Annotated in this window: 18 protein-coding genes and 1 tRNA gene; 18 read left to right on the forward strand and 1 reads right to left on the reverse strand. The window is 54.7% G+C overall.

The window, feature by feature from the left end:
• The first annotated feature begins 90 nt into the window (after positions 1-90).
• The 9 genes from lptF (at position 91) to ADG881_RS14150 (ending at position 9,091) form a co-directional block, all read left to right on the forward strand.
• Positions 91-1,209 (forward strand): LPS export ABC transporter permease LptF, encoded by a 1,119-nt coding sequence (gene lptF, locus ADG881_RS14110; RefSeq protein ID WP_007149372.1) that lies wholly within the window; start codon positions 91-93, stop codon positions 1,207-1,209.
• Positions 1,206-2,267, forward strand: a complete 1,062-nt coding sequence (gene lptG, locus ADG881_RS14115; RefSeq protein ID WP_007149880.1) for an LPS export ABC transporter permease LptG — start codon at positions 1,206-1,208, stop codon at positions 2,265-2,267. Before lptF ends, lptG begins: the two co-directional genes overlap by 4 nt.
• Before the next feature lies 1 nt (position 2,268).
• Positions 2,269-2,973 (forward strand): PP2C family serine/threonine-protein phosphatase, encoded by a 705-nt coding sequence (locus ADG881_RS14120; protein ID WP_007149148.1) that lies wholly within the window; start codon positions 2,269-2,271, stop codon positions 2,971-2,973.
• Positions 2,974-3,016: 43 nt separating this feature from the next.
• A tRNA-Leu gene (locus ADG881_RS14125) sits at positions 3,017-3,103 on the forward strand.
• 160 nt (positions 3,104-3,263) lie between these two features.
• Positions 3,264-4,460: an integrase arm-type DNA-binding domain-containing protein gene (locus ADG881_RS14130; protein WP_007149573.1), complete on the forward strand. Its 1,197-nt coding sequence runs from the start codon at positions 3,264-3,266 to the stop codon at positions 4,458-4,460.
• Between the two features lie 113 nt (positions 4,461-4,573).
• Positions 4,574-6,184: a hypothetical protein gene (locus ADG881_RS14135; RefSeq protein WP_007149265.1), complete on the forward strand. Its 1,611-nt coding sequence runs from the start codon at positions 4,574-4,576 to the stop codon at positions 6,182-6,184.
• 119 nt (positions 6,185-6,303) lie between these two features.
• Positions 6,304-6,585 carry an AlpA family phage regulatory protein gene (locus ADG881_RS17895; protein ID WP_083787487.1) on the forward strand — a complete coding sequence of 94 codons (282 nt, stop codon included), beginning with the start codon at positions 6,304-6,306 and terminating at the stop codon, positions 6,583-6,585.
• A 2-nt stretch (positions 6,586-6,587) separates the two neighbouring features.
• Positions 6,588-8,036: a YfjI family protein gene (locus ADG881_RS14145; protein ID WP_198005012.1), complete on the forward strand. Its 1,449-nt coding sequence runs from the start codon at positions 6,588-6,590 to the stop codon at positions 8,034-8,036.
• 320 nt (positions 8,037-8,356) lie between these two features.
• Positions 8,357-9,091, forward strand: coding sequence for an inovirus Gp2 family protein (locus ADG881_RS14150; RefSeq protein ID WP_039926859.1), 735 nt, complete (start codon positions 8,357-8,359; stop codon positions 9,089-9,091).
• A 27-nt stretch (positions 9,092-9,118) separates the two neighbouring features.
• Here ADG881_RS14150 and ADG881_RS14155 read toward each other — a convergent pair whose 3' ends face one another.
• A complete protein-coding gene (locus tag ADG881_RS14155; protein ID WP_007148490.1) occupies positions 9,119-10,006 on the reverse strand; it encodes a YafY family protein in 888 nt (295 codons plus the stop codon).
• A gap of 162 nt (positions 10,007-10,168) precedes the next feature.
• Here ADG881_RS14155 and ADG881_RS14160 point away from each other — a divergent pair, with 162 nt between their 5' ends.
• The 9 genes from ADG881_RS14160 to brxL all read left to right on the forward strand — a co-directional run bounded on the left by ADG881_RS14160 (position 10,169) and on the right by brxL (position 26,742).
• Positions 10,169-10,981 (forward strand): DUF6694 family lipoprotein, encoded by an 813-nt coding sequence (locus ADG881_RS14160; protein ID WP_007149778.1) that lies wholly within the window; start codon positions 10,169-10,171, stop codon positions 10,979-10,981.
• Positions 10,982-11,394: 413 nt separating this feature from the next.
• A complete protein-coding gene (locus ADG881_RS14165) occupies positions 11,395-11,979 on the forward strand; it encodes a DUF1819 family protein (protein ID WP_007151172.1) in 585 nt (194 codons plus the stop codon).
• 13 nt (positions 11,980-11,992) lie between these two features.
• Positions 11,993-12,565, forward strand: coding sequence for a DUF1788 domain-containing protein (locus ADG881_RS14170; RefSeq protein WP_007149489.1), 573 nt, complete (start codon positions 11,993-11,995; stop codon positions 12,563-12,565).
• Between the two features lie 28 nt (positions 12,566-12,593).
• On the forward strand, positions 12,594-16,172 hold the full coding sequence (gene brxC, locus ADG881_RS14175) for a BREX system P-loop protein BrxC (RefSeq protein WP_039926861.1): 3,579 nt from the start codon (positions 12,594-12,596) through the stop codon (positions 16,170-16,172).
• Positions 16,173-16,195: 23 nt separating this feature from the next.
• Entirely contained in the window at positions 16,196-19,717 is a 3,522-nt protein-coding gene (gene pglX / locus ADG881_RS14180; protein ID WP_039926863.1) for a BREX-1 system adenine-specific DNA-methyltransferase PglX, read from the forward strand.
• 73 nt (positions 19,718-19,790) lie between these two features.
• Positions 19,791-20,492, forward strand: coding sequence for a hypothetical protein (locus tag ADG881_RS17270; protein WP_050760171.1), 702 nt, complete (start codon positions 19,791-19,793; stop codon positions 20,490-20,492).
• A 37-nt stretch (positions 20,493-20,529) separates the two neighbouring features.
• Positions 20,530-21,894 carry a DUF2130 domain-containing protein gene (locus ADG881_RS14190; protein WP_007150002.1) on the forward strand — a complete coding sequence of 455 codons (1,365 nt, stop codon included), beginning with the start codon at positions 20,530-20,532 and terminating at the stop codon, positions 21,892-21,894.
• A gap of 167 nt (positions 21,895-22,061) precedes the next feature.
• Positions 22,062-24,692, forward strand: a complete 2,631-nt coding sequence (pglZ, locus tag ADG881_RS14195; protein ID WP_156790427.1) for a BREX-1 system phosphatase PglZ type A — start codon at positions 22,062-22,064, stop codon at positions 24,690-24,692.
• Between the two features lies 1 nt (position 24,693).
• A complete protein-coding gene (gene brxL, locus ADG881_RS14200; RefSeq protein ID WP_007148488.1) occupies positions 24,694-26,742 on the forward strand; it encodes a protease Lon-related BREX system protein BrxL in 2,049 nt (682 codons plus the stop codon).
• The last annotated feature ends 71 nt before the right edge of the window (positions 26,743-26,813 follow it).

Raw genomic sequence — 26,813 nt, forward strand, 5'->3', positions numbered from 1 at the left:
GCAGGCGTTTTTTGCCCGGCGGTGTGTGCCGAGCCGCCGGCTATTCGCCTGCCTTTATTGTGCCCGGTGCGTTTTTGCAGACAGCAATGAGTGGGCCTGCCCTTGATTCTTCATCGATATATTAACCGGCAAGTGTTCATGACCACGGTACTGGTCACCTTTATTCTGGTGATGGTGCTGGTCAGTGGGCGCTTTATCAAATACCTGGCGGAAGCGGCGGCCGGTGAAATAGCCGCCGATGCGCTGTTCCTGGTGATGGCGTTCCGGATGCCGGAATTCCTGCAGATGATCGTTCCCTTGAGTTTGTATATCGCCTTGCTACTGGTGCTGGGGCGGATGCACATGGATAACGAGATGGTAGTGCTGCAGGCCGGTGGTCAAGGTAACGGCCGGGTGGTGCGTTCGCTGGTGGTGCCCATTTTGATGGCCACCACTCTGGTGGGCATGTTTTCTCTCTACGTCACGCCGCGCGGGGATGCAGAGGTGAACCGGATTTTTGAGGAGCAGAAAGACCGATCGGTGCTGGAGTTGCTTACCCCGGGACGGTTTCATGTCAAAGGTTCCAGCGATTCCCAGCGCGCCACCTATGCGGAACACCTGAACCGGGAAAAGGGGGTTCTGGAAAATGTGTTCGTGGCCGATGCCCGTTTTGAAAGCCAGGGCGAGGCCGGCCGCTTGCTCACCGTCTGGGCGAAAAGCGGCAAGCTGGTGGTGGAAGAAGGTATCAGTTACCTGTTGCTGACGGACGGTTTCCAGTATCAGGGCAAGCCGGGTCAGCTGGACTACAAGGAAGTGGGCTTCAAGGAAGCTCGTGTGCGTATTGGTGGCGAAAAAACCGATAGTCGCCCCCCCAAAGTGCGGGGGCGCTCTACCCAGGAACTGGTGGATCAGCGAGCCGACAACAAGGCGGCGCTGGCGGAGCTGCAGTGGCGCCTCTCGCTGATTCTCACCGTGCCGATCATGGCGCTGGCGGCGATTCCGCTGGCGCGGGTCAACCCACGGCAAGGCCGTTTCTATCGCCTTATCCCCGCGGTGCTGGGCTACATGTTGTACGTGGGTATGTTGCTGGTATGCCGCAGCGCCATCGAAGACCATAAAGGGTCGCTGCCCTGGTACCTGAGCATGGTCTGGATCCACCTGAGTGCCGGAGCAGTGGTCTTCCTGCTCTACTTTGGCGGGCGCCTGTTCCGGCGGAGGGCGCGCTCATGACATTGCTCAAGCGCTACTTCTGGCGGGCAGTGATGATCCCGACCCTGGCCATCCTGTTTATTATTGTCGGTCTGGATTGTCTGTTCGGCTTTGTTTATGAGCTGGAGTTTCTCCGCGGCAATTACCAGGTCATGGAAGCTCTGCAGTTTATCCTGACTACCACGCCGCGGCGGTTTTACGAGTACATGCCCATGGCTATTTTGCTGGGCACCCTGATTGGTCTGGGGCTGCTGGCAAATAGTGGTGAGCTGTCGGTGATTCGTGCGGCCGGGGTTTCCACCCTGAAAGTAAGCTGGCTGGTGTTGCGCCCGGTATTGGTGCTGATCATTCTGTCGATTCCCCTGGGGGAATACCTGACGCCTTACAGCGAGCAGGTGGCGCAGAGTAACCGCTCCATGGCCGAGGGCGGCGGTGAAGCGCTGCGCTCCAAGTACGGTTACTGGCATCGGGAAGGGCCCGAATTCATTCATATCAATGCGGTGCAGCCCAACGGCGTGTTGCACGGTCTGACCCGCTATCGCTTCAGCGACAACCAGAAACTGACAGAAACCCAGTATGTGGATCGGGCGATCTATCAAGGGGATTTCTGGTCGCTGGAGGGGATCCACGGCACTCGTTTGTTCGATGATCACGCCGAAACCTACCAGAAAGATCAGGGCGAATGGCAAACGGAGCTGACGCCGCAGTTGCTCAGCATCGTGGTGCTTCAACCGGACAATCTGGCGTTGGTCAAACTGCTGGAATATACCCGCTATCTGAAGCGCCAGGGTCTGGAAACCGCAGACTATATGCTCAGCTTCTGGCAGAAACTGTTCATGCCGCTGGCAACCATCGGCATGGTGTTGATCGCCATCTCCTTTGTGTTCGGCCCCTTGCGGGAAGTCACCATGGGCCTGCGGCTGACGGCGGGTATCGTCGCCGGGTTGATCTTCCATTACGGCCAGCAATTCTTCGGCCAGTTGTCGCTGGTATTCCATACTGACCCGCTTCTGGCTGCCATGCTGCCGCCGTCCCTGTGTCTGGTGCTGGGTGTCTGGCTACTGCAGCGAGTGCGATGAGATGAGCTGCTGGCGGGGGCAGGGACGCACCCACGCAGGCCGCCGGCCGGCCAATGAAGATGCGCTGGTGTGCCGTGACGGTGAGGGGTTGTGGGCCGTTATTGATGGCATGGGCGGCCATGACGCCGGCGACCTTGCCGCCACCATGATCCGTCATGCACTGGAGAATCTTGCCCTCGGGGGTAGCATTGCCCATCGGTTGCTGGCGGTGGATGCCGCCCTGCAAAGCGCCAATCATGCGATCCGTCACCACGCCGCCATGCACCTGGGCAGCAAGCCCATGGGGGCGACGGTTGTTGTGCTGCTGATTCATGATGGCGAGGCCGGTGTGCTGTGGGCCGGGGATGCCCGGCTTTACCGGCATGAAGCATCGCGAACCAGTGCCATCACCAAGGACCACACCCCTGTGCAGGCACTGGTGGACGCAGGTGAGATCAACGAAGAAGAAGCCATGCGCCATCCCCGTAGTCACGTGATTTATCAGGCCATCGGCAATGGTGACAAGCTGAAACTGGAGCAGGCCCGGTTTGTGGTGGAGGCCGATCAGCAATTCCTGTTGACCACCGATGGCGTCCATTCCGTGCTGCGGGTGCCTGAGATACATCAATTGCTGGTCGAGGGCGCCAGCGAGTCTGCCATTCTCAAGGCAGCCTTGAACGCGGGCAGCCGGGATAACGTGACCGCGATCAAAATTGCGTTAACGTAAAGGCTGGAAAAGCCGTGAAGGGCTGGTATACTCGCGCCCCACTGCCAGAGTGGTGGAATTGGTAGACACGACGGATTCAAAATCCGTTGCCTTCACGGGCGTGCCGGTTCAAGTCCGGCCTCTGGTACCAAATGGCAGTGCGGTAGCATCCGAGGGAGTCCTCGATAAGCTATAAAAACAGTGGGTTATCTGAGGATCTCTTCCGCTACCGTCCGATAGAGTTTGTTGACATCTGGCCCCTCCTGGGGCCAACTTTGGGGCCAACACCAAGCCCAAAGACGGCGAAAGCCATGGAAACCAACAAACTCAGCGACGTCAAAATCCGCGCGGCAAAGCCCCAGGACAAGCTCTACAGCATCTCTGATGGTGAAGGGATGTTCCTGGAGATTTCCCCCAAAGGCGGCAAATGGTGGCGCTTCAAATATCGCTTCAATGGCAAACAGAAGCGGCTCTCTCTCGGTACCTATCCCAGCACAAGTCTCAAGGCGGCCCGCGACAAGCGACAGCAAGCCCGGGAGCTGCTCGCCTCCGGAGTTGACCCCGCGCAACAGCGTAAAACCGAAAAGTTGGCCACAGAAACGGCCTTGCGCAATACCTTTGCCGGGGTGGCGGAAGAGTGGGCACAGAACAAGGTTCGGAGTGAGAAGTGGACGCCGACAACGGAGAAGAAGCGACGCATCTGGCTGGATAACGGTCTTATGCCCTATCTGGGCAGTCGGCCAATATCGGAAATCACCACTGCGGAGCTGTGGGGCGTCCTCCAGCACACCCAAAAGACCAGCGGCTATACCGCAAACCGCCTGAGAGGCATGGCCTCCGAGATCTTCAATTTCGCCATGGCCACTGGTCGTGCGGACAACAATCCCGCCTTGCCTCTGCAGGGGCAAATCGCCGTCAAAAAGGAAAAGCACCGTCTGGCGATCCTGGAGCCGGATGAGGTGGGCAAGATGCTTCGGGCGATTGATGGCTGTCAGGCAGCAGTCACCACCAAGGCAGCAGCCCGGTTGGCCCCTTTGGTATTTGTCAGGCCGGGGGAATTGCGTCATGCCGAGTGGTCAGAAATTGATCTGAAGAAGGCGCTTTGGAGCATCCCGGCAGAGAAGATGAAGATGAGGGAGTCACATGTAGTTCCCTTGTCCCGACAGGCTGTTGCCATCCTCAAGGAAATCCAGCCTCTCACAGGCAGTTCAGGCTATGTCTTTGAAGGCACCAAACCGGGGGAGCCAATTAGCGATAACACCCTCAACAAGCTGCTCAAAGCTCTCGGGTATAAGGGTAAGATGACCCAACATGGCTGGCGGGCTATCGCACGAACCCTGCTTGATGAAGTGCTTGATGTTCGAGTGGACTGGATTGAGCACCAGCTGGCGCACTCTGTCAGGGATGCCAATGGCCGGGCGTACAACCGAACCTCTCATCTGGAGGGGCGTATTGGCATGATGCAGCTGTGGGCTGATTACCTCGATAAATTGAAAGCGCGTAAATGACGGCATTCGGATATGGGCTGGCAGAATAATCGCCATAGAAGTGGAGCGATGTCAGCTAGGGACTTGCTCTAGTGGAGTGCAAGTAAAGCAGGAAGTGTATTTAGAGGCGAGGCATGGAAAGACAGCTGTTTAGGTATGATGAGGTCGTTGAAGGCGACATCGATACCCAGAGCAGGGTAATGAAATTGCTGTTAGCTGGGGATGTCTGGGCTTTTATTAAAGTAAGCAACCCGCACTCTGTGATTCATGGGTTTGTTGGTGAAAAAATCCGCAAATCGGATAATTACTTCCTCTACGAGCCGGTGAAACAAAACAATGTTGTTGCCTTTCGCTTGGATCATGAGGCGATCGAAAAGCTTGCCAGATTGGGAGAGGTCGATTGCCAGTATTTTGAGGAGGGGCTTGGCTTTGATCAAGAAGGAAGGGCTGTTAGATATTTAACAATAACGCGTAACTATGTTCCCGGGGCGAAAAGTATCTTCTCTGATATGCCAATACCCAAAGATGAACTTGAAAGCCTGGCAGGAGGAGGCGTTTACAGAGATGAGGAGTGCGAATCTCGATTCGACCTTGCTCTTTACCCTAAGACTCGCTATGAGAGCAATATCTCGGGACTTTCTGTAGGTCGCCTGTCTCATGAGCAGCCTTTAGACGGGATATTTGCATTTTCGGTAGAGTTTATCGATTTGTTGATTGGTGCTTTGAGGTCACCCGGAGTTGAACCTGTAAATGTATCGAAAAGAGCGTCGTTTCATACCGAAGTGCAGAAGCATATAAAATCCGTGGGTGTTTTCTCGTTTCCTTATCTATCGGCAAGAGTTGGCGATCAGTATTGGCGGGTTCCAAGCTATCGACCTACATGGCATGGCAGTGAGATTTTCCTTGATGCTCCTCCCGGAAAGGAAATGCTTTGCCGGCCCAGAGTCAGGCATGAATACAAGTTATGCGATTACGCTCTTGATGCCGACCATCTCGAAAATGGTGCTTTATCATCTATCGTTCCTGAGCCTAGAAGAATAACGGTACGGGCGTCACAGCTACTTTTTCTGGCTAGAGATAGGGAGATGTTGAACTGTAAAGCAATTGAAGAGCACGATGCCGAGTGTAGAGAAAATGCACAGGAGGAGAGCTTCTCTGAAAGGCAGGAAGTCCTGCCAGCCACAGCCACCCCCTGTTACGATAGTCTCAAGGATGTTGATGGATTTTCTGAAAGTAGGGTTATGGCTATTCAGTGGATTTGTGAGGTTGCAGATGTCAAAGAAAACCAGTTATTGAACGCGGACAAACTTATTGATTATGTGGCCATTGCAATCTGCACATGGAAGCAGCCTCTTATAAGTGGGAAGGCGGATACAGATTATTGCCTCCAGCTTATGCATGCATTACCGAAAACGCATCCTAGTTATTCCAAGAAACTTGTGAGATTAATCACCCTTCGTTTTCAGAGCTCCACAAAAACTTCTGCCGGAAAAGGGAGGGGTTTGAAGGTAAGGAGTAAGGATGTAGATATTTTGAAGAAGACTTCATTGCCGATTCTGATTGAGGCATGGAGACAGTTTGTGTTTGGCCGCGCCAGAACGGCCAGGAAAGAAAAGAGGCAAGAGTGGAAAAGTGATTTGTATGTCTTCCTGGGGCGCAATCAAATTAAAACTGACTATTTCTCCGCTGTGGCGGATGTGTTGCTGAGCGATGAAGACAAGGATAATTTGTTTATTTTAACTTAATAAAAACATGCAGTTACATGCTTTTGTTCGCGAATATCGGCTCTGCTATTTCTTATTTCCGATAACCGATCTGATCTTTTCTACATTTCGTTCTCCTCTTAACTACGAAGGAGTCCGAAATGGACCGTTCTGTTCAAAAAAGCAACACCCATGTGGCTGGCAATGGTGCGCTAAGCTGTCTCTCCACGCTTCAGTATCAGGTTATCCGCTTGCCAGAGGTGCAGCGGATAACTGGCCTCTCGAAGTCCACCATCTATGCCAAAATGGATCCCTGTTCGCCTTATCACGACCCTGATTGGCCGAAGAAAGTGAATCTCGGTCCCAGATCCGTGGGGTGGTACTGTCATGAGGTCGTCGAATGGGTTGAGTCCCGGCCAACTTCTGCGACATGGGGGGCTTGATCATGGCGTATCACATGAAGGGTGAGCCCAATCCCGCAGCATTCTGCCAATCCAAACCTCTCTTAGGGGAGGCTGTGCGCCAGGCACATCAAAATTACCAGGCACCGTACCGACTGTGCTTAATGGGAGGGCTGGCGGCGCTGTCGTCAGCCGCCCAGTCCCTGGCTGATGTGGTTATGCCATATGGTGCAAAAGTGCCAATTAGTCTTTCTTTGGTGGGGATTGCGCTTTCTGGCGAACGTAAATCGACAGTCGAGCGAAGATTCATGAAAGAAATCAAGGCGCTCGATGACAACCTTGAGGAAGAGCACAACAGCAACTTGGCAGATTACAAGGTCAAAATGCTGGAGTGGAAGGGGCGGAAAAAGCAACTCGAAAAGCAACTGGCTAAATCTGGTAGCGACGACCATGAATTGACCAGCATCCGAGAGGCGCTGCGTGAGTTGCTGGCTACTGAGCCAACCAAACCCCAGCGAGCGAAGATAGTCTACGAAGACATCTCCCCCATGGCAATGTTGAATGCATTGAATGAAACAGGGGTGGGCACCTTGGTTTCAAGCGAAGGTGGCATCATCGTGGATGGTAAGTCGTTTGATGCCGTGCCGCATTTGAACTCCCTCTGGAGTGGAGACAAGGTCTCTGTCGCGCGGGTTGGCAAGCCCTCTCTGAATATCAGTGATGCAAGGCTTACTGTGTCGATTATGCTGCAGCCGGAAATATTCAAGCCCCAAACCGGAAAGAAAGGGGAAAAGATCCGTGGTTCGGGCCATTGGGCCAGGTACCTGGTGATTAACCCAGAATCGACACAGGGGACTCGTTTATCCACCCGACAGGCCAATTCCTGGGAGCATCTGGATGCGTTCGACCGTCGAATCCGTGAAATCCTGAGTAAGGCCAGAATGGCACGGATTGTGGGGGATGTTGAGCGTGAGGAAATCCGATTCTCGGAGGAGGCCGCAGCGGCATGGTACAAGTTGGCGGACCGTATTGAGGAGGCAATTCTCCCTGGCGGTCAGTTCGAGCATGCTTCCGATCACGCGTCCAAGCTGGGTGAAAATATCGCCCGGGTGGCCGCGCTGCTGCACTACTTTGAGGAGGACGGGGATGCGATCTCCGTAGAAACGCTCAATGTCGCAGCGGACATCTGTGCGGAGTGCTCGGATGACTTTCTGAAGCTGTTCGTTCCTCCGCCGGAAGAGATCAGAGATGCAATTGAGTTGAATAAACTCATTAACCGGATTCGCGATGATGGCTGGCGGTTCATCCGTAAGACTTACCTGCACAAGCGTTGCCCGAACGCTCAACGAACCGGAGGGCGCTTCTTCCGGGCTTTGGATGTTCTGCTGCGCGAAGGAGTCATTCGCTCCTACGTGGACATGAGCAACGCGCAATGTCTGGATCTTTGCCCGCTGCTCCCTCTGCCTTGGGGAGTGCAAAACGGACATCATTGATCAATTTTACCTGCGATTCCTGCGACGCGTAGCGGGAATCGCAGTTTTTTTGATGCGGAAAGTCGCATTTTCGATTCTTCACCCGCACCTCTACCTATTTATTTGGATAGTGGAATATTCCGTGTTTGCAGCACCAATTTCACTGCTGTGCCAGGCTTTCGATTGGGATGGAGGCTTCTGTCTTTACCGGTAATAGATATGTGGAATGGGTGTTTCCTGTTTAATAGTTAAAATTAAATAAGCCCGATCTCTCTTCAATCCACAAATATAAATTTACAGCCAAGCATTTCCTATGGTGAAACCAAAATAGGAAATGCTAAATGTCACGTCATCACGATTACCCAAACCTGAAGCTCATCTATGGAGATGAATGGAGAGGTCTTCCTCTAGGGAAGCAAGCTCCGTATGGAGAGCGCTACCTTGAAGTCAATTTGAACGTTATGAGGAGCGCCATAGAGAGGCACAGACGTAGCTTTGTAGTGCTGTTCGTTCTCCGTCTTCCCTACGGATACGCCATGCCAGCTAAAGGCCTGATCAGCCGATTCATGAAATCCCTAAAGGCTCAGGTTCAGGCTGACCTGAATGCTCGATCAACTGAGTCGGGGCGGCGGCTTCAAAGCGACGTTACCTTTCTCTGGGCCAGGGAGAAGAGTGGGGCAGAAAACTGTCACTTTCATGTCGCGATCTTTCTGAATCGGGATGTGTACAATTCAATTGGTAACTATGAGCTACAGTGGTGCCTTGAAGGCTATGATTTCTTTGCTCCAGGGAGGCCCCGCGCAGGGTCGCTCCATCATCGCTTGACCAGGGCTTGGGCCACGGCGTTGGGGATTTTTGAGGAGCAGGGGGTGGGATTAGTGGATTATCCGCGCAACGCTGAGTACCACCTAGATGCACACGATATCGATTTTCCCTTTGCGTTTGCAGATCTGTTCGGACGTCTGAGCTATATGGCGAAAATTCGCACAAAAGACTATCGAGCGGGAGCCGACTGTTACGGGTCTAGCCGGGTCCCCGGCAGTGAAGCCTATTTCCCTGATTACGAACCATTTTGAAAGGGTGAGGGCGAAACGGGCTGGTCGCTAGCCAGCCCCCCAAAGCCAGCCCTTCACCTCATCCCTATTAGCCAGCACCACCTGCTGGGCCTCGGGGTCTCGGTGGTGCGGCCCATCCAGCCTAAGCAGCTGCACAATGTAATTGGCCATGGCGGCCCGGCACTCAATAGTCAGCGCCCCATCGGTCATGCCGTAATCCAGCGCAATCACTTCCTGCTGAGACGCAGAAAGACGGGGGTCTGGAGTGACCTGCAGAGTAAGCCGCTCTTGCCAGGCATCATCCTGTTCAGCGTGGTACTCGCCTGGAAGCGTCAGCTCGGGTTCATCCTGAATCCGGCTTAATACGAAATCCCGGTAGCCGCTACTCTTCTCGCACCAGGCACGGACATGCCAGCGCATGCCACTGTGCACCACTGTGTGGGGCTGGATAACGCGATACTCAGGCTCCGGGTTGCTCAAGGAGGCGTACTGGACCTCCACGCGGAGTTTATCCCGGCAGGCCTGGAGAATCGGGCGCAGCACACTCGGGCGTAGGTCACGGGAAGGAGGAAGTAGCACTTCGGTATTGAGTTCGCGCACATCCAGGGCCTCAAAGGCACAACTGAGGTCCTCCCGGGCATGCATCATCTGCAGGTATTCATCGGCCACGCCCCGTGTGAATACGGGCTTGAAGGTGCTGGCGGGCTTGTAGCCCTTAAGGGAGCGGTCGTAAACCAGGTTGGCCGGCGCATATTCAGCAAGATAGTGGTTAATGTCCTTGCTGGCTTGCTGCCGACCAATGCCAAACGCCCGCTGAAGGTGGTTGGTCGTCAGTCTCCCTTCCCAGAGGGCGATCACCTCGATCAGTCTGTAGCGCAATAACAGATCCCAGCGCAGCGGCCAGTCCGCTGCGTTTTTACCTGCTGTCCGTGCCATGGATATGCTCCAAAAAGCGATATGTGTCAAAAGGCGACGTGTTCATGTATTCAGTATCGACATGACGATAATAAGTAAATAGCCTTTGGGTGTCATCATGGACGAGACAACAGCGGCAGGATGCCGCATCTGACTTAGGGAAAAGTGGCGAAGGAGAAAACAATGAAAGTCTATGCACTACTGATGCTTGTCCTGGCGACCATGGCCTTTACCGGCTGTTCCGACCCCACCATTGATGCCTCCAGTGAGGCCAAGATGAAAGAGTCTGTGGCCAAGGCCCGGGAGTCATTGCCTGAGGCGAAGCGGTCAGAGTTTGATCAGGCGGTTCAGTTGATCGCCTTTAGTCAGATCGATATGAAAAGCCTGTTTGCCAATGGCGGAGCTGGTGCGGGTGATATGGAAGGCAAAATGCGGGACGCCCTGAACGGCAAGACGGCGGAGCAGGTGCTGGCCCAGGCAGAGCAAATTCAGGCCGAGCGCAAAGCCCGGGAGAAAGAGCAAGCACTGGCCGAGATCCGCGAACTTGTTGCCAAGCGGGACAAGGCTGAGCAGGCCAAACAGCAGCTGGAGCAGTTCCAAGTGGTTCGCTCCCGCTTCTATATGCGAGAACGGCAATACCTTGGCGAGCAGCCGATCATTGAGCTAACGGTCAAGAACGGCACGGATCAAGCCATCTCCCGTGCCTATTTCTCCGGCACCATCGCCAGCCCTGGCCGGAGCGTGCCCTGGCATGAAGACCAGTTCAATTACAGCATTTCCGGTGGCTTGGAGCCGGGTGAGGATGCCTCCTGGACGCTGGCACCGAACAGTTATTCTGATTGGGGCAAAGTGGATGCTCCTGCAGATGCGATCTTTACTGTGATGGTGGAACAGCTGGACGGGCCGGATGGCGAAGCCCTGTATTCCACTAGAGGTTTCAGCGAGCGAGATCGTAACCGGCTGGCGGAGCTGAAAATGCAGTATGGAGTTGATTAAACCGGCCACCGACAGAATGGAGAGAACATGATTCAGGTGGGGTAGGGACTTGGATAGCTCCGGCCGGTAACATACGGAAAAGTTATTAGGTTCGCCCGGGATCAGGTAGGCCAGCAGTATTCCTGTAATGTGACGGGTGGCGCGACGGCTCTGGCCCAGGCCCCCATTGCTGTACGTTGCGCTTTGCGAGGCTGTGAAGTGCAACCTCATGGGGATAGGAGAGGGGGAAGATGTTGCAACAATGGTGGAGTTCAGCTCGCGTTAGCGCCCCCTGCGTATGTCTCTCTATGCGGGTTACAATCGGAGGCTGCACCGCTAAAATGCCAATAAAATCGGGCGGTTGCGGAATAGGTCACCAGCCCGACCTGCAATCTCACCGGCCATCGCTGTACCAAGCCAGACAAGGAGCCCCATTGCTAGCCAATTTTACCAAGGCATCGCTGATCGTTCCTGAAACGCAGGCTATCGCTCGTCTGTTGCTGGAGCACCCGGATGTCGAGCGGTGGCGGCAGGCAATCGAGGCAGAGAATGTCCTTCAGGCGAAAACGGTCAATACCGCCAAAAGCTACGCCACTATAGCCCGCATGCGCCTGGAAACCATGGATGAGACGCTCTGGGAGATTGTTGCCAATGCAGAACGCCCAACGGCGACCCAGGCGATTCTGGCCTGCGCCCTGAAATTTTCGCCGTTGCTGGCCGAGTTCATGCGCACCGCGTTAAGTGATGAGTACCGCCGAATGAGCCCTGGCCTGGAAGACCGTATCTGGCGAAGCTTCTTTGCAGACATGACTCTCGTGCACGCCAACCTGGCCGAGGTCTCCGAGGGCACCCAAGCCAAGCTTCGCCAGAATGCCTACCGCATACTGACTGAGGCCGGCTATCTGGCTAAAAATAAAACGAAATCCTTGCAGTATGTGCGTGTGCTGCCTGAAGTCCGTCATTATTTGGCCACACATGGCCATAACGACATTCTGTCAGCCATGGATTGCGCGCATTGAAAGGGAGACCGGCGTGAACCGCCTTGACGAACGACTGAACAAAATACTGCCCACCCTGACGTCAACTAAATTCAGGGAAAACCAAGGTCTGGGTAATGAAGTGCCGTTTTATGCCTTCGATTACCCGGCAGAAAGTGAGGTGCAGGTGCGCGAGCATGTTGACTTCTTGGTTGCACAGCTTGCCAAATCCAAGCCGTTGCTTAAGGTTGCCCGCGTTCACCTGTTCCAGGTGTTGGTAGATATGCTGGAAGAGCGCAATTTCTACGACAAGGCCGTGAAGCTGCAAGCCGCCAAGGGTGGCGAGGCGTTACTGAAACAGCTTAAGGGGCCGTTAAAGGCAGAAAAGGTAGCAGACTTTATCACCGCAAAATGGCCGGTCGATGACTACGACGCCTACCTGATCGATGGAGTCGGCAGTGCCTATCCGATCATCCGTACCCACAAATTGCTCAACGTCTTGCAGCCCTACACCGGGTTAACGCCACTGGTGCTGTTCTTTCCAGGCGAATACGACGGCCAGTCGCTGCGCCTGTTCGGTCAGTTAAGCGACACACCATATTACCGTGCCTTTCGGCTGGTCGATTGAAAACAAAATATAAACAGGGAGATAAAGCATGCCGATAGGGGATATGTTCGAGCGCAGCATCCAGCGCAGCATTAACGGCGTCATCAAGGCGGATCAAAAGGACGACGCCAACGTCTGGCAGGAGCTCGACGAATACGTCATCACCAAAGAGCTGGATGGCCACCTGCGCGGTTTCTTCGAGCGCTATCTCTCTGCCCTGGATAACCCCGCTGAGGCCAGCGGCAATGTGGGGGTCTGGGTCTCCGGCTTCTTCGGCAGCGGTAAATCGCACTTCATCAAAATCCTCTCCTACCTGCTCGCCAATCGGCAGGTCAGCCAGGAAGGGCAAACCCGCAAAGCCCAGGACTTCTTCGAGGACAAAATCACCGATCCCATGCTGGCGGGCGACATTGCCCGCGCCATTACCGGTGACACCGACGTGCTGCTGTTCAATATCGACAGCAAAGCCGATGCCGATAACTCCCGCGATGCCATCCTCAAGGTGTTCCTGAAAGTCTTCAACGAAATGCGCGGCTTCAGCCCGGATCACCCACATATTGCCCGCCTGGAGCAGGAGCTGGAGGAAAAAGGCGCGTTCGACACCTTCAAAGCCGAATTCGAAAAAGCGGCAGGCTCCCCCTGGTTGGATGAGCGTGACGGCTACACCTTCTACTCTGATGCCGTCGCCACCGCCTATGGCGCAGCCATGGGGCAAGCGGTATCCGATCCCGATGTTTGGCTGGAGCGCCTGGAGCGCGACTTCGACAACTGGCTCTCGGTCGAAAACGTCGGCAAGATGATCAAGGAGTACTTGGACAAATGCGGTAAACAGCACCGCATCGTCTTTCTGGTGGACGAGATAGGACAGTTCATTGGTGGCAACACCCAGTTGATGCTGAACCTGCAAACCATCACGGAAAACCTGGGCACCATCTGTGATGGCCGCGCTTGGGTTATTGTCACCTCCCAGGAAGATATCGACGCCGTTGTCGGTCAGCTCAAAGCCAGCAGCGCCAACGACTTCTCCAAAATTCAGGGGCGTTTTCGCACCCGCCTGTCGCTGTCGTCTGCCAACGTCGATGAGGTCATCCAAAAGCGCTTGCTGAAAAAGCGCCCGGAAGCCGCAGACACCCTGCGCGAGCTATTCCGCAAAGAAGCGGACATTCTCAAAAACCAGCTCAGCTTCACCAACACCGGGCGCACCTTCAAGGCCTACGCCGATGAAGATGAATTCGCGGAGGTGTACCCCTTTGCGCCCTACCAGTTCACCCTGGTGCAAAGCATCTTTGAATCCGTGCGCAAGGCCGGCGCCACTGGCTTGCACCTGGCGCGGGGTGAGCGCTCGCTGCTGGATGCTTTCCAATCTGCTGCCAAAGCGGTGGTAGAGCAGGAGCCGGGTATACTGGTGCCGCTGTACTGTTTTTACCCCTCCATTGAAAGCTTCCTCGAAGGGGTGGTGAAATCCACCATCGAAAACGCCGCCAAGAACCCCTCGCTGCAGGATTTCGATGTCAACGTGCTGCAAACCCTGTTCTTGATCCGCTATGTGGACGAGATCCCAGGCAATGTCGATAACCTCATTACCTTGTTTATCGACCAGATCGACGCCGACCGTCGTGGCCTGCGCACGCAAATCGAGGAAAGCCTGCAGCGGCTGGAAGGTCAAACCCTGGTCAGCCGCAACGGCGATAACTTCTTCTTCCTCACCAATGAAGAGCGTGATATCAGCCGCGAGATCAAAGCGGTCGACCTCACCGCCGCAGAAGAAGCCAAGAAGCTGGGGGAGCTGATTTTTGAAGACCTGCTTGGCGGTATGCGCAAATTCCGCTTTACCGACAACGGCAATGACTTTGCCCTTAACCTCAGCTGTGACCAACACCCTTACGGCAATCGCAATGAGGGTGCCCTGAATCTCCAGGTCATCACCCCGCTGATTGACGACCGCGACGAATGGCGCGACGACAAAACCCTCATGCGCAGTACCGACGGCGACGGCCAGGTCATTTTGCGCCTGCCAGACGATAGTCAGCTGGCCACCGAGCTGCGGCAGTACATCCAGACCGACAAATACGTGATGAAGCGTACGGATGGCAGCCTGCCATCCACCGCCAGGCGTATCCTGCAAGACCGCGCCGATGAAAATCGTCAGCGCCGTGATCGCCTCAAAATCACCCTGGAAAAGCTCCTGCAAAACGCCGTGGCGTTTGCTGCCGGCCATCAACCAGTCCTCAAAGCCTCCACCGCCCAGGCCATCGTCAATGAAGCCCTGCATGACCTGGTGCGCAACAGCTTTGGCAAACTGGCCTATATCGAACACCTCACCGGGGATCCGCAGGCCGAGATCAAAGCTCTGCTGGATGATCCGTCAACGCTGGCCCTGGATCTGGGCGAAGGCGAGACCGTCAACCCCCGCGCCCTGAAAGAAGTGCAGCAATACGTCGAACTGGCCAGTGCCAGCCACCGCCAAATCATCCTGCATGACCTAGCCAATACCCACTTTGCCCGCCGCCCCTATGGCTGGTCGGAATGGGAAACCGTTTTGCTGGTGATTCGTTTGGTCAGGGCGGGGGAGCTCAGCCTCAAGCTCAATCAAACCGTATTGCCTATCGAGAAGGTCTACGAGCAGCTCAACCCGCCGTCGCGCTGGCGCTCCATTGAGGTAGAGCGTCGCAAAGCCATTGGTAGTGGTGAGCTTCAGCAAGCCAGAAACCTCACCCGTGACATCTTCGGCAAGCTCCCCCCTGAAGATGAAGACCGCCTCTATGCGGCCATCAAAGGCCATCTGCAAAACTGGCAGCAAGACTTCAAGCAGTGGAACACCCTCAGCAACACCGGCTACCCCGGCAAGTCCCTGGCGGATGAAGGCCTGGCCCTGTGCGACAAGCTGCTGTCCCCACCCGACAGCTTTACGGCCATACAGCAGTTCACCGGCCACAAAGATGACCTGCTGGATGCCGCCGATAATCATCAAGAGCTTGGCCACTTCTTCACCAACCAGAAGCCGGTCTGGGACAAGCTCATCCAGGCGCTGCGCGAGTTTGACCCTAACCGCCCCGCGCTGGAAAAAGACAACGGCGCAAAAACCGCGCTGCAACGGCTGGAAGCCATCCGCACGGCGCCTTCGCCCTTTGGCCTGCTGCAAGAGGTGGAAGCCCTAGTGAGCAAAATCGACCAGGTGAACAGCGCGGAGATCGCCAGGGTGCGCACCCATGCGCTGGACTATATCGATAGCCAAATTGCACGGGTCAGCGCCGATCTGGATGCCGCCAAGGCCGATGCGGATACCCGCAACCAATGCCTGCACCCGCTTCAAACCCTGCGCCAACGGGCAGAAACACAAACCAGCCTGGCACACCTCCATCAGCTATCCACCCAGTCCACCGATGCAGCGGACGATGCGGTAGACAAACTCGCCAAAATTTCCGCCAAAGCCAAAAAGGTAGCGGAAGAAACCGGCGAGTATCCGGTCGAAACCGTGCCAGCAGTAAAGCCAGTGAAAGCGATCCACGCCAGCCGGCTTACCAGCACCTACATCGAAGATGCGGAAAGTGCCGAGCAATATCTGGAAGCGCTGCGCAAAGAAATGATGGATGCACTGGCTAAAGACTGCCGCGTGCAAATCCGCTAAAAAGTTGGGACGTGAGCGAAAGCATGAATAAATCCGCACTCAAGAAGTACGCTCCCCAGGCGCGACTCGATTTTATCGCTACCGTTACTCGCCGTGCCGAGCTGCTGGGGCTGAATCCTGAAAGTCCCGCCAAAGTTGAAAAGCAGGGCGAAGCCCTGCTCATCAATGGTCGTGCCTTCCCGGCAGCCTATGGCCAAATGCGCACTACCCTTGAAGCTCGCATTCGGGAGCAAGGTTTTGCGCAGGTGATGGAGGCCATGGCCTATACCTGGTTCAACCGCCTGGTGGCCGTCCGCTATATGGAGCTGCACGGTTTTCTGGATCATGGTTATCGGGTGCTCAGCCATCCTGCCAATACAGAAACCGGTCATACTCAGCCCGAGATCCTAGACCATATTGCAGACCTGGACTTGCCGGGGCTGGATAAGTCCGTCGCGCTGGAACTCAAACTGGCGGGCAATAAAGATGAAGAGCTGTACCGCGAGGTGCTGCTGGCCCAATGCCACGCTCTGCATCAGGCCATGCCCTTCCTGTTCGAATCCCTGGACGACGCCACCGAGCTGCTGCTGCCCGACGGCCTGCTGCGCACCGATTCGATTCTGGGCAAGCTCGTCACCGCCATCGATGAGGCCGACTGGCAGGACGTGGAAATCATCGGCTGGCTCTACCAGTTCTACATCAGCGAGAAGAAGGATCAGGTCATCGGCAAGGTGGTGAAAAGCGAGGACATCCCCGCCGCCACCCAGCTCTTTACCCCCAACTGGATCGTCAAATACCTGGTGCAGAACAGCCTCGGCCGTCTCTGGCTGATGGCCAGCCCCACCAGCACACTGGCAACCAAGTGGGAGTACTATATACAGCCCGCAGACCAGACGGATAAAGTCAACGCCCAGCTGGACGCGCTCATCCAGACTCGCATCGACGAGGACGGCGCCACCCTCAACCCCGAATCCCTCACGCTGCTCGACCCGGCCTGCGGCTCCGGCCACATCCTGGTGGAAGCCTACGACCTGCTGCGCGACATCTACCTCGAACGCGGCTACCGCCGGCAGGACATCCCCCGGCTGATTCTGGAAAAGAACCTCTACGGGCTGGACATCGACGACCGTGCCGCTCAACTCGCCGGCTTTGCCTTGTTGATGAAGGCGCGGGCGGATGATCGGTGCTTGTTTGGGCAGCCGGTGGCGTTGAATTTACTGGCCTTGCAGGAAGCGAAGGAAGGCAGTGCGGCGGATCTACACAGTGCGCTGAATGCGCCGCAGATTGAATATAGGAAGGTCAGCCAGCTTGTGGAGACCTTCGAGCAGGCGAAGACCTTTGGGTCGCTGATTCAAATTCCCAACGAACTGGCCGATACTCTCCCTGAACTGAAACGGGAGATTGAAACAATTCGAGGGAGTGGGGATTTGCTTGGGCGCGACGCGGCTGAGACCCTGCTGAAACTGGTAGAACAGGCGGAAATTCTAGACAAAAAGTTCGATACAGTGGTAGCAAATCCGCCGTACATGGACAGCAAGGGCATGGGCGATGACCTCAAGGCATGGGCCAAGAAAACGTTTCCGGCCGGCAAGTCGAATTTGTTTGCTATGTTCATCGAACGGGGTTTCGGTTGGTGTAAACCTGCTGGATTCAACAGTATGGTCACGTTGCAGAGCTGGATGTTTCAATCTACATTTTCAGAATTACGTTCTCGACTTCTAAAAAAAAGCACAATCGACTCTCTGGTGCAAATAGGATTCAACAGTTTCCCGGAATTAAATTCTAAAGTTGCCCTTGGAGCAGCCTTTTCCATTTTTCGGTCAAATGTTCCTTTCGCGACCGGAACTTTTGTAAATCTCAATAGCGCTCCGCGCTCAGCAGACAAGGGATCTGTATTTCGAGATCGCGACGATAATATTGTGTTTTTCGTTGGGCAAGAAGCTTTCCAAAAAATTCCTGACTCTCCAATTGCTTACTGGGCACCATACGAACGCGTTTTTAAGTATTCACCGCTAAACGACTTCTACGAGTCTGGTGGGCGTTGTAAGACTCACAATGACGAGAACTTTGTTCGGTTCCACTGGGAGCTGGAATCTGGAAGCGTCGGCCCGAACAACCGTTGGAGATATTACGAGAAGGGTGGGGACTTCAGGAAATGGTATGGCAATCGCCTCTTCGTGGTTGATTGGTCAGAGACGGCAAGGGCTTATTATGCAAGAAAGGGTGGCCTTACGAGGGAAATGTACTGGAATAGGCAAGGTATCACTTGGTCTGATATTGGCATCCAAAGTGGCTTCCGTTTGAAGCTTGAAGATACTGAATATAGCTCTGTATCACCTACGATATTCCCGCTTGGAGAGAAGCTGGATTTGAGGATCTTGCTATTGCTCAATAGCAGTCTTTCGAAATGGGTGATGTCTGCCCTAAATCCTGGCTTACATGCGAACCCGGGCGAGGTATTGAAGCTACCTAACCTACTCAGCGGGGATCCGAACACAGCAGAGAAAGCTATCCATTTGGCAAAGGACGACTGGGATTCATATGAAGTTAGTGGGGAGTTTTCATCTTCTCCTCTCGTTCAGATAAATAGTGTCTCTTGTCGAATTAGTGATTGTGCGAGAGCGCTTATTCAGGGTCGTCAAGATCGCACCAATGAACTCAGAAATTTGGAAGAGCAGAACAATAAGGAAATCATTGATCGATTGGGTTTATCAGATCATGTGTCTCCGAAAGTTCCGCTATCTGAGATTTCTTTAACTGGAAATTTGGCCTATCGCGGGAAAGGGAAGAATCGATCAAGCGGCGCGGAAGAACATAGGAAGTTGGTCTCCGAAGAGCTAGCTTCCTACGCCATCGGCTGCATGATGGGTCGCTACAGCCTCGACACCCCCGGCCTGATCTACGCCCATGCCGGCAACGAAGGCTTCGACCCTAGCTGCTATGAAACCTTCCCGGCCGACGGCGACGGCATCGTTCCGATCACCGATGAAGCCTGGTTCGACGACGACGGTGCCAACCGCATCCGCGAATTCGTCCGCGTCGTCTGGGGCGAAGACACTGAAGCTGAAAATATGGCCTGGCTCGCCGAATCCCTCGGCAGCAAAGCCAGCGAATCCGCTGACGACACCATCCGCCGCTACTTAAGCCGCGACTTCTACAAAGACCACCTGCAAACTTACAAAAAACGGCCCATCTACTGGCTGTTCAGCTCCGGCAAACACAAAGCCTTCGAAGCCCTTGTCTACCTGCACCGCTACAACGCCGGTACGCTGTCGCGCATGCGCATGGAATACGTCGTGCCTCTCCAGTCCCGCATGCAGGCCCGCATCGACAACCTGGATCAGGACATCCAGGCCTCCACCTCCAGCGCCGAACAAAAACGCTTTCAGAAGCAAAAAGACAAGCTCATCAAACAACTCCACGAACTCCGCCGCTTCGACGAAAACCTCCGCCACTACGCCGACCAGCGCATTACATTGGATCTCGATGATGGGGTGAAGGCCAACTACGGCATGTTTGGTGATTTGTTGGCTGAGGTTAAGGCTGTGACCGGTAAAAAGGGTTAATTAAGTGGGCTTTGTACTTGACTGCGAAACAGAGGAGAGCACTGAGAGGTCATTGTCGGCAGCATTTAGGTGCATGCCAGAGGATCTCTATGACGTTTTTGACAGTCTGGATCTCGATTTGATTTACGCATCAGCCGAAAGTCCTGATGAAGAACCTAATAAATACCTTCTTGAGCGGCTTAGTGATGAATTGAACCGACCGGAGTTGCCAGAGCAAGTTTCATGGTTCCATTTCACTAGGACACTCCCCGGCAATGAATTCACTGAAGGTCTTTTGCCGTTAGGAAAAGTCTTGCCTCAAATCTGGAAACTACTGATTGACACTGCCCCATCAGCCGAGATTGCTAGAGAGCTTCAGTCGATGCAAAAAAATGGAGTGTCAGACTTTCAGTATAATCTGAAAGCTCCTGATTCATTCCATTGGGGGCCGTTTGCATATCTTGTACCTGCGATAGCTCTACATAGCCAGTCATTGTCGCAGCATGACTATCTGGGTATGCCGGAAATTGTTGAGGATATCTGTAATGGTTTAAATGAGAGTGCTGGCTTCCAGTTGTTCGACCACTTCAGGGAGTTATTGAAGCCCTGCATTGTGAAGTTTGTAAACAATGCGCATGACCGTGGCCAAGATACGCTAGAAACTGCTTGTGCATACCTGTATGGGTGCCGGAAGCGAGAAGGGCCTTCTTCATCGTGGATTACGTGTTTTGATGCAGGCGGTGAAACCATATCCGCAAGTGCAATAGCCTCCGTTCGGTTTTTGACGTCGTTGTAGGGGCGCAAGCTCGTCCAATTATAAAAAGGAATTTGGCATGAACGAGATTATCTGTCCCCACTGCAGCAAGGCCTTCAAAATCGATGAAGCCGGTTATGCGGATATCCTCAAACAGGTTCGAGACCATGCTTTCGAGGAGCAGCTGCAGGAACGGCTCACGCTGGCCGAAAAAGAAAAAAACAGCGCGCTCGCTCTGGCCAGGGAGCAGGCAGCCAGTGAAATGCAGAAGTCGGAAGCAGCTAAGGATAAGGAGCTCCAGGAACTGAAGTCCAAGCTGGAGGCCGGCGAGGTTGCCCAAAAACTTGCCATCTCAGAAGCGTTGAAAGTGGTCGAGAAAGAGCGCGATTCCCTGTTAAGTGACCTCAAGCAGGCAAAGAGTGATAACGAATCGGCCACGCAGTTGATTGAAGCCAAGCTTAACCAGGAAATCCAAGAGCTGAAATCCAAACTTGATGCCACGGATACCAGCAAGCTGCTCGCTATTACCCAAGCGGTCTCTGTCGTAGAAAAAGAGCGCGATACGCTGCAGCATAAGCTGAGTCAGGCCGAGCTAGAGAAGGCGGCTGCCGAGCGCTCGCTCAAGGACAAATACGAGACTCAGATCAAAGACCGGGACGATGCCATTGAGCGCTTGCGGGATATGAAGGCGCGGCTGTCCACCAAGATGGTGGGTGAGACCCTGGAGCAGCACTGCGAAACCGAGTTCAACCGGATTCGCTCGACGGCTTTCCCACGGGCTTATTTTGAGAAGGACAACGACGCCAGCTCCGGCAGCATGGGTGACTACATCTTCCGCGATGTTGACGAGAACGATACGCCCATCGTCTCGATCATGTTCGAGATGAAGAACGAGAGCGATGCCACTGCGACCAAGAAGAAAAATGAAGACTTTCTCAAGGAGCTGGACAAGGATCGTAACGAGAAGGGCTGCGAATACGCCATCCTGGTATCCCTGCTGGAACCCGACAGTGACCTCTACAATTCCGGCATTGTCGACGTCTTTCACCGTTACCCCAAGATGTACGTGATCCGTCCCCAGTTTTTCATTCCCATGATCACGCTACTGCGCAATGCCGCCATGAATTCCCTTGAGTACAAGCAGGAGCTGGCGTTGGTCAAAGCCCAGAACATTGATATCACCAACTTTGAGAGTGATCTGGATACATTCAAAACGGCGTTTGCCAAGAACTATGATGTGGCGTCCCGGAAATTCCAGACGGCGATTGATGAGATCGACAAATCCATCAATCACCTGCAAAAGACCAAGGACGCGCTGATGAGCACGGATCGGAATCTTCGATTGGCAAACGACAAGGCGCAAGATGTGACGGTGAAGAAGCTGACCCGCAAGAATCCTACGATGAAGGCGGCGTTTGAGCAGCTTGAGGATAAGGGCGAGTAGGGCTATGGGTGAGGGGCTGGTGCGGGCGAAAGAAAGTCGAATGCCCGCGCGATGATCCGGTTCTCTTGGTTTACGATGCTGGCCGGTGACCCAGAATGACCTGTTTGGGTCGGCAGGCTATCAGTGACACGCTGGGGTATGATGCGAATTTTGAGGGAGACGCTTGAGTGAGCGGAACAAGCGCCATAGAGCGGATAGAGAAGGGATTGGCCAAGCTGCTGCAGGCAGGCAACCGGATTGTCTGGTGGTCTGATCCTGACGGCGAATTTGCTGATGCCGTGGCTGACCTTTCCCTCGAGGAGGCAGACGTGGTCTCCTTGGGCGATACCCCGGCACTGGCCGTGAAGCGACAGATTGAGCTGGAGTCGCCCGCGAGCCCCTTTGTGCTTTACGAAGGCCAGGAAGCACCTGACCCAGAACAGGACTGGTTGCTGGATATTCGCCTTTATGCCGAGCCGTTTGCTGCCGATGCCACCTCCATGCTGCAACAGGATTTGGGGCTGCAACATGCCAGCCTGCGCCACTACCTGAAAGACCGTGCCCGCTTTTTTGCCAGTAAAGACCGCACCGCGCGTTTGGCCAGCTTGCTGCATGCGGATGATATGGAGCGGGACATCGATGCCAAGATCTGGGCGGTGCTGTCCCGAAGTGGCTCGGCGGATCCTTTTACGCTGCTGCTGGATTTGCTCTGTGACGTGGCTCAGCTCGACGAGGGCGTGGCCTTTGATGATTCCCCTTTGTGGCAGAACCTGGTCAAGTATGGCCTGGAACCGTTCGCCTGGGCCCTGCTTGAGCGGCATTTCGGCTACCGGGATGACGCGCCCAGCCTGGCACGTTTCATTCCCCGGCTGTTGGTGACTGATCTTGGGCGGGGCCTGAAAAAGCCCTTGCCGACCGGCTTGATCAAGCTTGCGTTGCCGCAAGCGAAAGCCGGCAACGTGGCGGTGCTGTTGTCCCAATGGCGGGATTCGACGGCGCGGCAGAAGGATTACGACGCACTGTCCGCCCGGTTGGCCAGTGACCTGCAACTTACCCATCACCTTTCTAATCTGACACCCGCCGATGTCGCTAACTGCGCGACCTTTGTGGATCTGGAGCGCATTGTCGCCAATGCGCTGCGCGATCAGCTGCTGGGGAATATGGCCAGCAGTGTCATGGCCGATGTGCGCCGCACGGTGAATAGCCGCCTAGCCAGTTATTGGGTGAGTGACCGCTATCCTGATACAGAGGTGGGTAAGCGCAGTATTTGGCGGGGGTATTATCAGGCGCTGTTATCGGCGACCGATCTGTTTGAGGCCATTGAAACCCGCGCCCAGCATTTTGGCTTCACCAGCCCGGAGCAGGCGTATACCGCTTATACCGAGTCTCTGTTCGAAATTGATCAGTTCTATCGCCTGTTCCACGAGGCAGCGGATGTGGTGTCTGCCCGCTTCCCGGATGCCATTGCCCCTCTGGCTGATCAGGTGGAGGCGGCCTACCTCAACCGCTACCTGAACAAGCTGGCCACCCATTGGGATGGGCATCTCCAGAATGGTTTGCTGGAGAAGTGGAAGCTGGAGGGTGTCGTCAATCAGCAGAACTTCTACCAGAAAGTGGTGGCGCCCTACCTGGCAAAAGGCGATGAGCGCCGCATGTTTGTCATTATCAGCGATGCCCTGCGCTATGAAGTGGCCGATGAGCTGAAGACCCAGATCAATGGTCGCGAACGGATTGATGCCACCCTGCGTAGCCAGCTGGGTGTGCTGCCCAGCTATACCAAGCTGGGTATGGCCAGCCTGCTGCCGCACAAGACCCTGACCTACAACGCGAAAGGGTCTGTGGATGTGGATGGCCGCTCCTCTGAGGGCCTGGATAACCGCAACAAGATTCTGGGGGCTGTCGGCGGCACTGCGGTGAAGGCAGAAACCCTGGCCAATATGGGCAAGCAGGCCCTGCGGGAATTCGTCAGGCCGCATCGTGTGATTTACATTTACCACAACACCATCGATGCGGTGGGTGATTCCGCCAGTACAGAATCGAGCACCTGGATCGCCTGTCGCCAGGCGATCAATGAGCTGGCAGATCTGGTGTCACGGCTGGTGAATAATGCCAGTGCGACAGCAATCACGGTGACGGCGGATCATGGCTTCCTGTTCCGTGAAACGCCACCGGATGCACTGGAAAAGAGTGCCATGGCCAGCAAGCCCGCCGGGACGATAACCGCCAAGAAGCGCTATCTGGTCGGGAATGACCTGGGCGAGGCCGAGTACGCGCACCATGGCAAAACGGCCGTCACCGCTGGAACGGGCTGTGAAACTGAGTTCTGGTTGCCCCGTGGTGTTGGCCGGTTCCACTTTGTGGGTGGGGCGCGCTTTGTTCACGGTGGTGCCGCTTTGCAGGAGGTGGCCGTGCCGATCATCGAGATCCGACAGAAATACGGTAAGTCTGCAGAAAGCGCCCGTGTTTCCAAGGTGGGCGTGAATGTATTGGGCCAGCAACATCGCATCACGACCAACTTTCATGTCTTTACTTTGCTGCAGACCGAGCCGGTTAGTGAAAAGGTGTTGGCGACAAGGATTACCATTGAACTGGTGAATCAGCACGGGGAGGGTATTTCTTCCCGAGAGATCTTGAATCTGGACAGCGATGCTACTGAGCTGGGTGAGCGGCAAAGCAAAGTGTCTTTAAGCCTGGCCGCTCAGGCGGTGAAGCCTGGTAATGACCACTTTCTGGTGCTCAGCGATGCTGAGAGCGAAATCGAACTTCAGCGCATTCCGGTGCGCATCGACTTGGCAATAGAGAATGACTTCGACTTCTGACATGCAAAATGAGACGGATAACGTGCTGGATCTGGACGCCAAACTGGTCGAGCACTTCCCCGGCAAGATTGTTCGCAAGGATCTGACCAAGCGGCTGAAAGAAGGCGCCAACGTGCCGGTGTATGTGCTGGAGTACCTGCTGGGCATGTACTGTTCCTCGGCGGATGAAGAGCAGATTGCCGAGGGCATGGATCGGGTCAAGCAGGTGCTGTCACAGAACTATGTGCGGCCCGATGAGGCAGAGAAGATCAAGGCCCGTATCCGCGAGAGTGGCAATTTCAAAATCATCGACAAGGTGACGGTTCGCCTTAACGAGAAGAAAGACCAGTACGAAGCCATTCTCTCCAATCTGGGCATCAATAACGCCAATATCGACAGCCGCCAGGTTCATGACTACGAAAAGCTGCTGGTCGGCGGGATCTGGTCAATTATCTCCATCAAGTACGATTACGAGGATGGCCAGAGTAGTTCGCCGTTTACCATCAAGGAACTGAAGCCTATCCAGATGCCGAATATGGATATGAATGCCTTGATGGAGGCACGGCAACAGTTTACCGAGGATGAGTGGCTGGATGTGCTGCTGCGCTCCACCGGGATGGAGCCGACGCATTTTGATACCCGCGTGAAGTGGCACTTGCTCGCGCGTTTGATTCCGTTTGTGGAGAACAACTACAACGTTTGCGAGCTGGGCCCGCGTGGTACGGGTAAAAGCCACGTTTACAAGGAATGCAGCCCGAACAGCATCCTGGTGTCTGGTGGGCAGACTACCGTTGCCAACCTGTTCTACAACATGTCACGCCGGCAGGTGGGGCTGGTGGGAATGTGGGATGTGGTCGCGTTTGACGAAGTCGCCGGGATCTCGTTCAAAGACAAAGACGGCGTGCAGATAATGAAGGACTACATGGCTTCAGGCTCCTTTGCCCGTGGTCGTGATTCCATCTCTGCCAGTGCCAGTATGGTGTTTGTCGGCAATATCAATCATTCCGTGGAAACGCTGGTGAAAACCAGCCATCTGTTGTCGCCTTTCCCTGAGGCCATGATCGATTCGGCCTTCTTCGACCGTTTCCATGCCTATGTGCCGGGCTGGGAAATCCCCAAGATGCGGCCTGAGTTTTTCACCAACCAGTATGGGCTGATCGTGGATTACTTGGCGGAGTACATGCGCGAGATGCGTAAGCGTACGTTCTCCGATGCTATCGACCAGTACTACAAACTCGGCAATAACCTGAACCAGCGCGACAGCATCGCGGTGCGGCGCACGGTGTCTGGCTTACTGAAGTTGTTGTACCCCCATGGCGATTACGACAAGGCTGCTGTGGAGCGTTGTTTGCAATATGCACTCGAAGTGCGTCGTCGCGTGAAAGAGCAGCTTAAAAAAATTGGCGGGATGGAGTTCTTCGATGTCCATTTCTCTTACATCGATGTCGAAACGTTGGAAGAGCAATACGTCAGTGTGAAAGAGCAAGGGGGTGGAGGACTGATTCCAGAGGGACAGGCCAAGCCGGGTACTGTCTATACGGTTTCGACTGGCGCCACCAGCGGTCACTTGGGCCTGTACCGGCTGGAAACCCAGGCTACCGCAGGCAATGGCAAGCTCAACACCTCGGGTTTAGGCTCTAGCTCTGGGGCCAAAGAAGGCCTGAAAGTCGCTCATGATTACTTCAAGGCGAATGTGAATCGGGTAAGTACGATGACAAAGGCCGGAGACTTTGACCTGCATTTGCATATGATCGAGCTGCACAACACCGGTCCATCGAAGCAGATGACGCTGGCGTCTTTTATTGCCTACTGCTCTGCAACCATGAAGAGGCCAACCCAGAACCAGATGATCGTACTGGGCGACATGAGCCTGGGTGGCAACATTATCCCGGCTGAAAATATGGCTGAGGCACTACAGGTGGGCATGGACGCAGGAGCGAAGAAGGTGTTGCTCCCCATGGCCAATGCCCAGGATATCCCGACGGTGCCTGCTGAGTTGTTCTCCAAGTATCAGGTGAGTTTTTACTCTGATCCGGTTGATGCGGTGTTTAAGGCTTTGGGCGTGGAGTGATGTTCAGTAGTTCAGATTCGATCTGACAGACGTCTTCTGAAGAGCCGGTAGGCGCCTTACTTTTGAATAGA

The sequence above is a fragment of the Alcanivorax sp. DG881 genome, assembly GCF_000155615.1.
Classification (GTDB): domain Bacteria; phylum Pseudomonadota; class Gammaproteobacteria; order Pseudomonadales; family Alcanivoracaceae; genus Alcanivorax.

Bases quoted from the DNA above. Each gene is read 5' to 3' on its own strand.
- pglX (WP_039926863.1), top strand. From the start codon at position 16,196: ATGAATAAATCCGCACTCAAGAAGTACGCTCCCCAGGCGCGACTCGAT.
- ADG881_RS14145 (WP_198005012.1), top strand. From the start codon at position 6,588: ATGGCGTATCACATGAAGGGTGAGCCCAATCCCGCAGCATTCTGCCAA.
- brxL (WP_007148488.1), top strand. From the start codon at position 24,694: ATGCAAAATGAGACGGATAACGTGCTGGATCTGGACGCCAAACTGGTC.
- ADG881_RS14135 (WP_007149265.1), top strand. From the start codon at position 4,574: ATGGAAAGACAGCTGTTTAGGTATGATGAGGTCGTTGAAGGCGACATC.
- ADG881_RS17895 (WP_083787487.1), top strand. From the start codon at position 6,304: ATGGACCGTTCTGTTCAAAAAAGCAACACCCATGTGGCTGGCAATGGT.
- ADG881_RS17270 (WP_050760171.1), top strand. From the start codon at position 19,791: ATGCCAGAGGATCTCTATGACGTTTTTGACAGTCTGGATCTCGATTTG.
- ADG881_RS14160 (WP_007149778.1), top strand. From the start codon at position 10,169: ATGAAAGTCTATGCACTACTGATGCTTGTCCTGGCGACCATGGCCTTT.
- ADG881_RS14130 (WP_007149573.1), top strand. From the start codon at position 3,264: ATGGAAACCAACAAACTCAGCGACGTCAAAATCCGCGCGGCAAAGCCC.
- ADG881_RS14190 (WP_007150002.1), top strand. From the start codon at position 20,530: ATGAACGAGATTATCTGTCCCCACTGCAGCAAGGCCTTCAAAATCGAT.
- ADG881_RS14120 (WP_007149148.1), top strand. From the start codon at position 2,269: ATGAGCTGCTGGCGGGGGCAGGGACGCACCCACGCAGGCCGCCGGCCG.
- ADG881_RS14150 (WP_039926859.1), top strand. From the start codon at position 8,357: ATGTCACGTCATCACGATTACCCAAACCTGAAGCTCATCTATGGAGAT.
- brxC (WP_039926861.1), top strand. From the start codon at position 12,594: ATGCCGATAGGGGATATGTTCGAGCGCAGCATCCAGCGCAGCATTAAC.
- ADG881_RS14155 (WP_007148490.1), bottom strand. From the start codon at position 10,006: ATGGCACGGACAGCAGGTAAAAACGCAGCGGACTGGCCGCTGCGCTGG.
- lptG (WP_007149880.1), top strand. From the start codon at position 1,206: ATGACATTGCTCAAGCGCTACTTCTGGCGGGCAGTGATGATCCCGACC.